12 protein-coding genes are annotated in these 11,611 nt (G+C 37.4%); all 12 read right to left on the minus strand.

Going from position 1 to position 11,611, the window contains the following annotated elements; genetic code table 11:
* Positions 1–479: 479 nt before the first annotated feature.
* Complete coding sequence (gene sda, locus QFZ28_RS29935) at positions 480–632, minus strand: sporulation histidine kinase inhibitor Sda (RefSeq protein WP_373428178.1); 153 nt, start codon at positions 630–632, stop codon at positions 480–482.
* Between the two features lie 237 nt (positions 633–869).
* The gene (locus QFZ28_RS28695) at positions 870–1,046 is read right to left on the minus strand and encodes a hypothetical protein (protein WP_307197998.1); all 177 of its coding nucleotides are present in this window, start codon (positions 1,044–1,046) and stop codon (positions 870–872) included.
* Between the two features lie 680 nt (positions 1,047–1,726).
* Positions 1,727–2,515 (minus strand): enoyl-CoA hydratase/isomerase family protein, encoded by a 789-nt coding sequence (locus tag QFZ28_RS28700; protein WP_307197999.1) that lies wholly within the window; start codon positions 2,513–2,515, stop codon positions 1,727–1,729.
* A 25-nt stretch (positions 2,516–2,540) separates the two neighbouring features.
* Positions 2,541–2,963, minus strand: a complete 423-nt coding sequence (locus QFZ28_RS28705) for a MaoC/PaaZ C-terminal domain-containing protein (RefSeq protein ID WP_307198000.1) — start codon at positions 2,961–2,963, stop codon at positions 2,541–2,543.
* 89 nt (positions 2,964–3,052) lie between these two features.
* A complete protein-coding gene (locus QFZ28_RS28710) occupies positions 3,053–4,642 on the minus strand; it encodes an AMP-binding protein (protein ID WP_307198001.1) in 1,590 nt (529 codons plus the stop codon).
* Positions 4,643–4,697: 55 nt separating this feature from the next.
* Complete coding sequence (locus tag QFZ28_RS28715; protein WP_307198002.1) at positions 4,698–5,477, minus strand: enoyl-CoA hydratase/isomerase family protein; 780 nt, start codon at positions 5,475–5,477, stop codon at positions 4,698–4,700.
* 276 nt (positions 5,478–5,753) lie between these two features.
* Complete coding sequence (locus QFZ28_RS29940) at positions 5,754–5,990, minus strand: hypothetical protein (protein WP_373428179.1); 237 nt, start codon at positions 5,988–5,990, stop codon at positions 5,754–5,756.
* 131 nt (positions 5,991–6,121) lie between these two features.
* Positions 6,122–7,300 carry a lipid-transfer protein gene (locus QFZ28_RS28725; RefSeq protein WP_307198004.1) on the minus strand — a complete coding sequence of 393 codons (1,179 nt, stop codon included), beginning with the start codon at positions 7,298–7,300 and terminating at the stop codon, positions 6,122–6,124.
* A gap of 200 nt (positions 7,301–7,500) precedes the next feature.
* A complete protein-coding gene (locus tag QFZ28_RS28730) occupies positions 7,501–8,271 on the minus strand; it encodes a 3-hydroxyacyl-CoA dehydrogenase (protein ID WP_307198005.1) in 771 nt (256 codons plus the stop codon).
* A gap of 26 nt (positions 8,272–8,297) precedes the next feature.
* Positions 8,298–9,479: a CaiB/BaiF CoA transferase family protein gene (locus QFZ28_RS28735; protein ID WP_307198006.1), complete on the minus strand. Its 1,182-nt coding sequence runs from the start codon at positions 9,477–9,479 to the stop codon at positions 8,298–8,300.
* Positions 9,480–9,500: 21 nt separating this feature from the next.
* Positions 9,501–10,658 (minus strand): acyl-CoA dehydrogenase family protein, encoded by a 1,158-nt coding sequence (locus QFZ28_RS28740; RefSeq protein WP_307198007.1) that lies wholly within the window; start codon positions 10,656–10,658, stop codon positions 9,501–9,503.
* A gap of 242 nt (positions 10,659–10,900) precedes the next feature.
* Positions 10,901–11,137 carry a hypothetical protein gene (locus tag QFZ28_RS28745; RefSeq protein ID WP_307198008.1) on the minus strand — a complete coding sequence of 79 codons (237 nt, stop codon included), beginning with the start codon at positions 11,135–11,137 and terminating at the stop codon, positions 10,901–10,903.
* Positions 11,138–11,611 lie beyond the last annotated feature (474 nt).

Here is an 11,611-nt window from a genome sequence, read left to right on the forward strand (position 1 = left end):
CCTCCCTCCTCTGAATATATTTCGTGCTCCCAAGCTTTTCCCGCCATCTACACGCTATTAAAAATACTCAAAATGCTCACTTTTCCTGTTTTGTACAAAGAAAAAGTCCTATATAATGGATAATTCAGATGGTAACCCGTCCAAACCCACTAAAAAAGGACTATCGCATGGACAAGAGAAAAATTTTTTAATACAACCTTGAGAGACGGCGAGCGCATGAAGACTTTCAATTTCTTCTAATTGTGCAAAAAGTAATAATTTTAGGAATGACTCTGTCGTTCCCGTATAACTGCGTTTTTCCGTAGCCTTGAAAGGAAAAAGCAGGCTGTAGAGGGCAGCACAATTATCGAACATGACCGTAGCTAACTTGAAATCATGGTTGATGACATTGCAAAAAAATGCCAATAAGTAGGAATGCAATCAGAAGAAACACATACTGCACTCAGTTAAGGTGAAACTGGATTATACTCTGATTAATTTTAATATTTTTTATATTTAACCTTTTTATAAAGATTATTGATTAATCGCTTATTGATTTCTTCAGATAATAATAATATAAAATCTTTACATAATTTGGAAACAATTGCTTTGTTATATATGTCTAGCAATTCTTCCGTACTAAGTTTATACATAAAACGCTTCACTCCACTTACCTTTTATTCTTTATTGAAGAATGAAAAAATTTCTTGATTAGACCTTTATTTGTACTCTTTTTATTTCTCATATTAAGAATTTCTTTTTCGCATCTAAAAGTGATAAGGTCATGCCTTCTTCCAAATAGACACCTCTTTGCAATATCACTAGTTTTTTGTATAAATATATTTCTTTAATAATTTTAATTTTTCTGCACAATTTAATTTATACCTTTACTATATACAGTATTGTTCTTCATGAATTTCTAGTCCATTATTAATATTTGTCATCCTCGTTTTTGACTCAAAAACGCAAATCAGTTCCTCAATAATATCGTTTAATCTCATTTGGCTAGTATCTTTTCCTAGAATAATAGATGATTTATACTGTAACTTTTTTTCTTGATCACTCATAAAATTCCTCCATTTATTATGTTAATAAGTGTTTAGACTCTGTTTTCTAATAAATCTAGACATTAAATTATTCCTGCTCCTTTTTTTTATCTTCAGCTACCAATTTATACTCTATTAAAACATTTAATTTGTTGAGAGTTTCAAAAGGGGCATCCTTCAATACTTACAATACCTCCTTCACACATATTTATTTTGTCCATTAGAGATAAGATTTTTAAATAAGATAAATGGCTTAATGATGGATTCATCATTTCCTCCTCCTTTTATAACTTTCTATCTATACCTAATGCAAATTCCATGCCAAGTGTTGAATGCTATAAAATAAAGCGATTTTCTTCAATTTGTAAAGTATCGTTAACAGAAAGTTGTAAATTGTAAAGTTCTTAACAATTTTCCGTTAACACTTTCAATTCTTTTTGTTATAATGAGAGTAAAAAAGGGCTAATTGTGGGCTCTGCACCCGTATCTGAAAAAACAATATAATCGTAGTCAATATTGCCTCAAAATGTTCCTCTAGCAAATACGTTGATCAATTGGATCAAGTACAAGCCGAAAAAACAGGCGTCGCTTTTGAGGAAGTGCGCGAGCAAATAGAAAGCTCCATTCCTATGCCACTGGAAAGAGAGACGGGTTACCTGTCACCCATCCCTCTTTCTCTACTAACAAATCGAAACTTTTCATTAATACCCTTTGAATTCAGGCTCTCTCTTATCCGAAAAAGCACCTAAGCCTTCACGGAAATCATGTGATTGTGTATGATTTTTTAGAGCCAACAGTTCTTGTCTCAGCGCAGTGTCTAGTGATTGATCTAAGCCATCGGTCACTAGTCGCTTGATTTCTTTTAAGACAAGTGGACTTTTTGCTGATATTTTAACTGCTATTTTCTGTACAGCTTCTTCAAGTTCTTCAGCTGAAACGACATCATGTACAAATCCATAATCTTTCCATACCTCAGCAGGCAAAATGTCTCCAGTAAGTAAAAGATATTTGGCGCGATTAATACCTATTTCTCTAGGCAACCTTACAGCACCGCCGCCTCCAGGAAGAACACCAAAGTTGGCATGACCGTCTCCAATTTTTACCTTATCAGAAGCTACAACGACATCTGCTGTCATCGCAATTTCTAAGCCCCCAGCAACTGTGACACCGTTTAGTGCTACGATAAGCGGTTTGGATAAATCATTTAATTTAGTAAATAGTTCTTCCGCGCAGTCTAATAAGCTTTTTTGTCCATTTGGACCTTTATCTAAATCTTCTAGGAGTTCTTTTAAATCTGCACCAGCACAGAATGCTTTACCTTTTCCAGATAATACAACTAACCGTATTTCATCATTTTGTTCAATCTCTTTTAGCACTTCAAGTAACTCTGTTATTAGTTTTTTTGATAAAGAGTTCATTTCTTTTGGTCGATTTAAATAAATCCAAGCAGATTGCTGCTTTTTTTCATAGATAATTTCTTCATATTTCATTTTGTATATCCCCTTTTTATTATTGTTATTTAACTAATAATGCAGACATTTCAGCTTTTAAAACTTGAATTCCATCATTTTTGTAAGTAGTGAGTAATATTGTCACTTCTCCAGACTTCCTTTTACCCCTTTTTTTAATCACTTCCGCCATTACATATAAATCATCTCCAGGGTAGACTGGTTTCGTATATTCAATATTTTTCATACCTGTTCCTGCAATGACATCGGTTCCCCAGACACTGATCTCATTCCATAATTTAATGCTAAGGCTCAAGGTGTGTACCCCCGAAGCAATGATACCTTTGAATATACTCTGATTCGCTTTCTCCTCGTCAACATGCATGTATTGCGAATCAAATTGTAAGGCGAATTCTATAATTTCTTCCTTACTTATCGTATAAGAACTGCTATTAAATACTTCCCCAATGTTTACTTCATCAAATTTCATAGCCTTACCTCAATCCTTTATTATCACTTAAAATGAAGGAAGACGTTCCATCAGTGGAAATATTCTTCCTTTCCACTGATGGAATATTTCTAGCTCTTTTCCATTAATAATTCTTTGTATTCATCCTTTAATGAGCGCTTTAATAATTTTCCGGAAGAGGTTAAAGGTAAGTCATCTCGGAACACAATGTGCTTCGGCGTTTTATAACCAGAAAGTGTCGTCTTGCAATGCTCAATGATTTCTTCTTCAGTAAGTGTTGCACCATCTTTTAATACAACTGCAGCGACTACGGCTTCACCCCATCTTGGGTCAGGTACACCGAAGACTGCACATTGATAAATATTAGGATGCTGACTTAAAACATTCTCTACCTCTTGACTGGAAACATTTTCTCCACCTGATTTGACGATATCTTTTTTACGATCAGCAAAATAATAATTGCCATTCTGATCACGAATCAAAACATCACCAGTATGGTACCAGCCATCTCTAAATGCCTTATAATTCGCGGCTTCGTTATTGTAATAACCACTTATGATAACTGGACCCCTAGCAATTTGTTCACCTGGCACTCCATCTGGAACTTCATTTCCATCTTCATCAATTAATTTAATTTCACTGCCCGTATGCATCACACTTCCTACGTATCTTCCGTCCCCATTTGGAACTTCATCCCATGTTTTAAACCAACTACCAGTTAAAGGGGTTCCTGTTGATTCACTGGAACCTTGTATCGTAAGAAATTTTGCGTCAGGTGCTATTTCATTCCACCCTTCCACCATTCTTCTAGGAATCGTACTTGACCAAGTAATTAATTTGCGAAGAGAAGTTAAATCATACTTATCTGAAATTCCTATTATTCCTAAATATAGAGTCGGTGGTAGAGCGGTGAAAGTAATTTTATGTTTTTCTGTTAACTCTGCCATTTGTGTAGGAATAGGCGTTTCCGTCATGATGATGGTCATACCAACCATATTACTGTTTAGCAAAAAGAGAAATCCCGCCAAATGGATCAATGGTAAAGATAAAAGTATTTTATCCTCTGGCTGAAACGCACCTGCTGCCATATAGGTATAATTCGCATGGAAAAAATTTCTATGATTTACCATCACACCTTTTGGAGCAGACTCCGTCCCACTCGTATAAAAAAGTGCTAAAACATCATCATCACATATTTCTATTTCTAGTTCATCTTCACTTCCCTTTTGTAGTTCACTAAAATCTCCCCAACCATTAGGAACTTCCGTTGTACGAAGACTATAAAATTTTTCAATTCCAGTTAGTTGATCAGCAATGGAATGCACCTGTTCAATATGATCTTTGTCCACAAAAAACATTCGCGGCCTGGAAGTATGAATAAGTTGGCTAATTTCTTCCGCTTTCAGCATAAAGTTAAATGGTGTATACCAAGCTCCAACTTTTAATAGAGCATAGGATAAAATAACGATTTCTGGGCTGTTTTTACTAATTACAGCTATCCGATCCCCTTTTTGAACCCCTGCTTCCAGTAGTGAATGAGCCACTTGATTTACCTGTTTATTTAATGCTTCATAGGTATACGTTGTTTGTTCTCCATCTGCACTATAGTAAACCAATGCTGCTTTATTTGGATACCGATAACTAGTCCTTTTTAATCCATCCCCAATTAGTGATCTTGTTCCCATGTTTGCATTCAGCATGTTTTAGCCCCCTAGCCATTGAAAAAATATTCAGTTTATTTTTCAGAATTAGAATCTAATATCCATGAAATGCAGGTTTTCTTTTTTCAATAAATGCCCGTTTTCCTTCTTTAAAATCTTCTGTTTGAAAGATAGTAGCTTGTCCGAGTGCTTCCATTTCTAGAATACTTTCCAATGATGTGTATGGCGCTTGATGCATGATGCGTTTTGCTAACCCTAATGCTTTTGTTGGTCCGCTTGCTAGTAAATTGGCAAGTTCTTTCCCTCTTTTAAGAGATTGTCCTGTTGCTACAACTTCATTAATTAAGCCATAATCTAATGCAGTGTTTGCATTAATTGTTTTTCCAGTAAAGATTAATTCGGCTGCTTTATGCATCCCTATTTTTTGAGATAGGAAGTACAAGCCACCAAGGTCAGGTAATGCACCTACTTTTGCGAAAGCTTCAGAGAAGGAGGATATTTCTTCTGCAATAATCATGTCGCAAGCAAAAGCTAGATTACAACCCGCCCCAACTGCTGGGCCGTGTACCGCGGCAATTACTGGTTTTTCCATATTATAAAGACCCAATACCGCTTCTTGTCCACGTTGCACGAATTCTTTTACTTCAATTGAATTTGAAATATCAATACCAAAGTCATTTAAGTCCCCACCTGCACAAAATCCCTTTCCTTCACCATATAGTAATACCGCTCGAACGGTTGGATTTCTTTTTGCCTCATTAACTGCTTCCGTTAGTTCCGAAAGTAAATCTGCATTTATTGCATTCAATCGTTCCGGACGATTAAGAACAATTTCTAAGACACCATTATCAAAAGCTGTTTTGACGTTGGGCACATTTACACTTCCTTTTAAATGAATTAGCCAATGGATGGGGCATATTGTTTTCTAAGTTGATATTTTAGTAGCTTTCCAGAAGTATTTCTAGGCAACTCATCTACAAAGAATTCTTGCTATGGCGCTTCATATCCTTCAATATTTTCCTTCGTATATGGCTTCTGCTACTTGGGGATGTTTAGAAATCGCATTTTCAACCTCGATAGAATAAATATTCTCTCCACCGCTAATAATAATCATATCTTTGCTGCTATCAACTAATAGTATATAGCCATTTCAATCTTTCACAGCCAAATCCCTCGAGTATACATACCCCTCGATAATCGTTTTAGCTGTTGCTTCTGGATGCTTAAAATATTCCTTCATTTGGGAAGGTACTTTCATAATCAGTTCACTGACTTCTCCTACTTCTGCTGACTCCCCATCAGGACGAACAATATCTATCAATGTAAAAATGGTCGTGGCTTTCCCTGACATACCAGCATGTTCATCATGATTCTCTGGATAAAGCATGATTCCTCCTGGACCTATTTCCGTTTGCCCGCATAAACTAAAGAATTTATTCGTACCAAAGTAGTCTCTCTTAATAGGCAGATCCCGCTTCCCACTTCTTAGCTGAGACAGCGGCTCCGACCCACGTCCCGTTATACTGTTTGATACATCGTTACCACACAAGCGCCACCAATTCCTAAGTTATGCTGCAGGGCAACCTTTGCGCCCTCAACCTGTCGATTACCTGCTTCTCCGCGGAGATGCCAAACGAGCTCCGTACATTGCGCCAGTCCTGTTGCTCCGAGCGGGTGTCCTTTAGACATCAGGCCTCCGGAAGGATTGACGACATATTTACCCCCATAAGTATTATCCCGATCATTGATGAACTTCTCTGCTTCACCTTCCGCGCACAACCCTAAAGCCTCATAACTAATAACTTCATTCGGTGTAAAGCAGTCATGCAATTCTACTACATCGACATCTTCTGGACCAATGCCTGCTTTTTCGTAGACTTCTTTCGCTGCTTTTTCTGCCATTTTTTGGCCAACTAGATGTATGGCATTTTCCTTCGTGTCGGGTTGGTCCGTTGTCATCGATTGTGCAGTTATTTTCACAGCGTTTTGTATGTTATGTTTTTTTGCAAAGTCATGACTACAAACTATTACCGCCGATGCACCACAGGTTGGTGGACATGCCATTAATCTTCTCAATCCTGAATACACATCTGGCGATTGCATGACTTCATCCAGTGTAATTTCATTTGTAAACAAGGAGTAAGGATTGTTGACTGCATGCTGTCTCGATTTAACGGCAACTTTTCCAAATATATCTGGATTTGCTCCATATTTTTTTAGGTACTCTAATCTTGCTGCACCAAATACCTTTAAAGCAAATGGGGCATCTGGCAATTCAGGATTTAATACGGCTAATTGATCGTTAAACCATTGAAAAGGTGACGTTCGATCAAACCAATGCTCACCTAATGCCCCTGGTTGCATTTCTTCAAATCCAAATGCCAGCACGCATTCAGCAGCACCAGTTTCTACTGCTTGACGCGCTAAATAGAGCGCTGTCGAACCTGAAGAACAATTATTATTCACATTGACAATTGGAATTCCAGTCATTCCAACCCGATATAATGCGGTTTGACCACATGTACTATCTCCATATACATAACTCGCATAAGCCTGGTCGACATCCGAATAACTGATGCCCGCATCTTTTAACGCGTTGGTAATTGCCTTCGATGCCATAATTTCATACGGCTCATTTCTCCCCGGCTTTTCAAACTTGACCATACTCACACCAATAACGTTTGCATTACTTTTCATTTCATTACCTCCCATTATTCTAAACATATTGTCAAACCTTTTATAAGAAATAGGCTATAAAATGCCTTGATAGTGGCTTTTAAAGCAAGAAAATTGCCACACCCCGAATTCTATTGCGTGGCCTTCCCACTAATTTATTGGAAAGAACCTAAACACCTATTGAATTTTCATAGAACTTACGAAACTACCATTCTAAAGCTTTATCTTGGGGACATCCGAATGCCACCATCAAGACGGATAACTTCCCCATTTAAATATTCATGTTCCATCATAAATGTTGCAAGATCTGCAAATTCACTCGGTTTTCCTAAGCGCTTTGGAAACTCAACACTTTCAGATAGTTTCGCTATTACTTTTTCCGGTAAAGTTTCAGCCAATGGTGTCATAAATAAACCAGGTGCAATCGTATTTACTCGGATCCCAAACTCTGATAAATCTCGTGACACTGGCAGCGTCATTCCTGTAACACCAGCCTTACTTGCCCCGTATCCTGCTTGCCCCATCTGACCATCAAATGCTGCAACAGAAGCTGTGTTAATAATGACTCCCCTTTCACCAGAATCTGTAACTGGTTTATTATCTTTCATTACATTTGCAGCTAAGCGCAAGACATTAAATGTACCAACTAGATTAATATCGATAATTTGTTTGTATTTTTCTAATGGCAATATGCCTTTTTTACCAATTGTTTTACCTGGCGTCCCCACACCAGCACAATTTACACAAATATGAATCGTGCCAAAGGATTCGACAGCTAAATCAATTCCCTTTTGCACAGATTCCTCGTCCGTCACGTTCACTTTTTGATAACGAACACTCTCACCTAATTTCTCGACAACGCTTTGACCTTTTTCATCATTTAAATCAAAAATGACAACCTTTGCTCCTTTTTCTACCAGCATTTCAACAGTTGCAAGTCCCAATCCCGATGCTCCACCTGTAACTACCGCTACTTTCTCTCGTAAATCCATGTTTCCCATCCCCTTTAAAAATTTTATTAACCAAAGAGTCCTTTTTTGGTCAGTTCTGCTATTTTTTCATCATTCCATCCTGCATTCTTTAAGACTTCATTCGTATGCGTTCCAGTTTGCACACCAGCAAAACGATAAGAAGCAGACTGATTAGAAAACTTAATAGGAAAAGCAATTTGATCCTGTGTACCACCATCCAATTTTGCTACTGGAACAATCATCTCGCGTGCTTTTATTTGCGGGTGATTGACAGTTTCAGAGAACTTCAAAACGGGTTCCACGCAACCATCAAAATCATCCCCGAGTAATACAAGCCATTCGTCAAACGTTTTTTCTTTAAACGCAGACTTTACCTTTTCCTTAAATTGCAGTTGATCCTCTGTTTTTGTACTGCCACTGAGCGATAAGAGCGCTGGCTCACCAAGTAAAGCACACAGCTCTTTTTGAAATTTCGGCTCCACACCACCAACAGAAAAGTATCGTCCGTCTTTTGTCTCGTAATAATCGTAAAAAGTACCACCATTAAGTAATAATGATTCTGCCTCTGGATCCTCACCACCTGCCAAATATCCTGAGCCAGATAAAGCATTGTAAGCATAGATATTATCCATCATGCTTACATCAATATGTTGACCTTCTCCTGTTTGGGTACGGTGATAAACTGCTGCTAAAATACCAATCACAACGGGCATCGATCCGCCGCCAATATCAGCTACTGGAATCCCCGCCGGAACAGGCGCCTGATTTTTCCGGGATGAATAACTCGCAGCGCCTGATAAGGCTAAGTAATTAATATCATGCCCAGCTTTATTTCGAAGTGGTCCCGTTTGTCCATATCCTGTAAGTGAACAATAAATAATGCTCGGATTTACTTCTTTCAAAGTTTCATAGCCAATTCCTAACCGATCCATAACACCTGGTCGGAACTGTTCAATAATAATGTCGTACTCTTCAATGAGTTTAAAGATGATTTCCCTTGCTTCGTCTTGTTTCAAATCAAGTGCGAGGGATTTTTTCGAGCGGTTGAGCTGTGCATACACTGCCGAAACTTCACCTATCATCGGTGGAATATACTTTGACAAATCTTCTCGATTCGGCGATTCCACCTTAACAACATCTGCCCCCATATCCGCTAACATCATTGATCCAAACGGTCCCGGCAGCAGCGTCGTAAAATCCAATACTTTCAATCCATTTAAAACACCCATGTTATTTCCTCCCGCCATCAACTAGCTAAATATATCCTTACTGATTATTTCTTTCATAATTTCTGACGTGCCACCATAAATTCGCTGCGCCCTTGCATCCGTATATGCCCTTGAAATTGGATATTCCTTCATATAGCCATATCCACCAAAGAGCTGTAAGCAACCATCCGCAACTCTTCCCTGTGCTTCCGAACTTGAAAGCTTTGCAATACTTGCATCCGCAGTAGATAGCTCGTTGGATTTCAATAATCGGAGACATTGATCGACAAATGCACGATTTACCTTTGCTTCTGTTACCATTTCAGCTACTTTATGACGAATCACTTGAAGTTGATTTAGAGGTTTTCCAAAAGCTTCTCTTTCCCCGAGATATTTTATTGTAATTTCAAGTGCACCCTCCATAGCCCCACATGCTATAACTGCCAGTGCCATCCGCTCCCTTGGTAGTTCTTTCATTAAAACTACAAAACCAGCATCTAGTTCACCTAATATTTGACTTGATGAAACGTTTACATTTTCAAGGAATAACTCAGATGTTTCTTTAGCGTACAGACCTATTTTCTTTAATTTCTTCCCCTTGATTACACCCTGTTCTTTTGCATCCACTATAAATAGGCTCGTTCCCCTGGAAGCTTTCACTTCCGGATTTGTCCTGGCAACGACAATCACAAAATCAAAACTCTGACCATTTGAGACGAACGTTTTTGCACCATTAATGATATATTCGTCTGTATTTTCCTTTTTAACTGCTGAAGTTTGAATACCCTGCAAATCACTACCAGCACCGGGTTCGGTCATTGCAATGGCACTTACTAATTCCCCTGTTGCCATCTTAGGTAAATAATAATTCTTCTGTTCTTCCGTGCCTGAATTTAGAATGTAATGTGGAATAATAATAGAATGGACGGATAAATTTCCGACTATTGAGCTATAGCCAAGCCTACTTAACTCATCAATAATTGTTACTGAATAGGATAAGGGGCCACCTAATCCACCATATTTCTCTGGAATATCCACACAAAGGAAGCCCGCTGCCCCTAGTTTCTTCCATAATTCTTTTGGAAAAGCGCCATCCTGTTCCCACTGCTGGTAATATGGTTCAATTTCTTTTTTAGCAAAAGCTTCAACTGACTTTTTTAATAACAAGATTTCTTCATCAATATCTTTTAATTGAATCATCTTAACACCTCCATTTATTTTTCACTCACCAATATATAATGCAATAACCATGCCAACTTTTTTCGGCTGATTGACAAGGGATTGTATACAGTGTGTTGTTAATACTTGTTAACAGTTGAGTGTAAATTGATAAGTTTAATTAACAGAAAAAATTTACCTTTATCAATAATTCGATATAATGGATTTAAGTTATGTAAGGAGGGCATGCATTTGTTAATAACAGATTATATGTCTTGATATTTCTAGTAATTTTTTAAAAAGTGAAAGACTAATTCTCTATTTACTTTTGAAAGTTTCAATTCTTCTTTGGTTTTATATTTCTTTAAACCGCCAATGTTAGCTCCTATCGTAGCAACAGCATGCTGGTACATTCGCTTTTTTTCGTTGTAATTTTCATTTATTTCCCAAACAAAATAATTATCCGATCCATCAACAAAAGGATATTCCGAATCGAAATCGTTATAGTAATTGAAACCCATTGTTAGGATTTGTTTCTTTTCGTTATTTTTTTAGGCACTTCGGACAAAAAAATAATAACTGCACGATTACCACGATTAAAATTCAGTTCGCTATTCGTGTATAAATTTTAAATCCAGCTTCAAAAAAGCTATTAATTCAGTGTTTAACTTGTTGATTTTTCACAATAGTCACAAGGCATTTCTTCTGTAAAATCTCTTTTTTTTGATAATCTGATTATTGCATATGAATTGAGCCACATATGCGGAGTTTTGAGCCAGTTAAAGCGGAAGAGTGAGCCACCTTCTGCGGAGTTGAGAGCCAGTGCGATAAATAAAATAACCTCTTGTATAATAAAAAATGCATGCAAACAAGCATGACATTATTATACAGGAGGTTTTTTTGTGGTTAATGTCGTAAAATCCTGGAACTGTATTTTGAAGGGATCAGTCAGAGAACGATCAGTTCTAGTACTGGGCACTCCCGGAATACAGTCT

Source organism: Neobacillus niacini (genome assembly GCF_030817695.1).
Lineage (GTDB): Bacteria > Bacillota > Bacilli > Bacillales > Cytobacillaceae > Neobacillus > Neobacillus niacini_F.

What these genes read in the sequence shown, in the direction of transcription:
- sda (WP_373428178.1), bottom strand. Translation starts at nt 632, where the DNA reads ATGTATAAACTTAGTACGGAAGAATTGCTAGACATATATAACAAAGCA.
- QFZ28_RS28695 (WP_307197998.1), bottom strand. Translation starts at nt 1,046, where the DNA reads ATGAGTGATCAAGAAAAAAAGTTACAGTATAAATCATCTATTATTCTA.
- QFZ28_RS28700 (WP_307197999.1), bottom strand. Translation starts at nt 2,515, where the DNA reads ATGAAATATGAAGAAATTATCTATGAAAAAAAGCAGCAATCTGCTTGG.
- QFZ28_RS28705 (WP_307198000.1), bottom strand. Translation starts at nt 2,963, where the DNA reads ATGAAATTTGATGAAGTAAACATTGGGGAAGTATTTAATAGCAGTTCT.
- QFZ28_RS28710 (WP_307198001.1), bottom strand. Translation starts at nt 4,642, where the DNA reads ATGCTGAATGCAAACATGGGAACAAGATCACTAATTGGGGATGGATTA.
- QFZ28_RS29940 (WP_373428179.1), bottom strand. Translation starts at nt 5,990, where the DNA reads ATGCTTTATCCAGAGAATCATGATGAACATGCTGGTATGTCAGGGAAA.
- QFZ28_RS28725 (WP_307198004.1), bottom strand. Translation starts at nt 7,300, where the DNA reads ATGAAAAGTAATGCAAACGTTATTGGTGTGAGTATGGTCAAGTTTGAA.
- QFZ28_RS28730 (WP_307198005.1), bottom strand. Translation starts at nt 8,271, where the DNA reads ATGGATTTACGAGAGAAAGTAGCGGTAGTTACAGGTGGAGCATCGGGA.
- QFZ28_RS28735 (WP_307198006.1), bottom strand. Translation starts at nt 9,479, where the DNA reads ATGGGTGTTTTAAATGGATTGAAAGTATTGGATTTTACGACGCTGCTG.
- QFZ28_RS28740 (WP_307198007.1), bottom strand. Translation starts at nt 10,658, where the DNA reads ATGATTCAATTAAAAGATATTGATGAAGAAATCTTGTTATTAAAAAAG.
- QFZ28_RS28745 (WP_307198008.1), bottom strand. Translation starts at nt 11,137, where the DNA reads ATGGGTTTCAATTACTATAACGATTTCGATTCGGAATATCCTTTTGTT.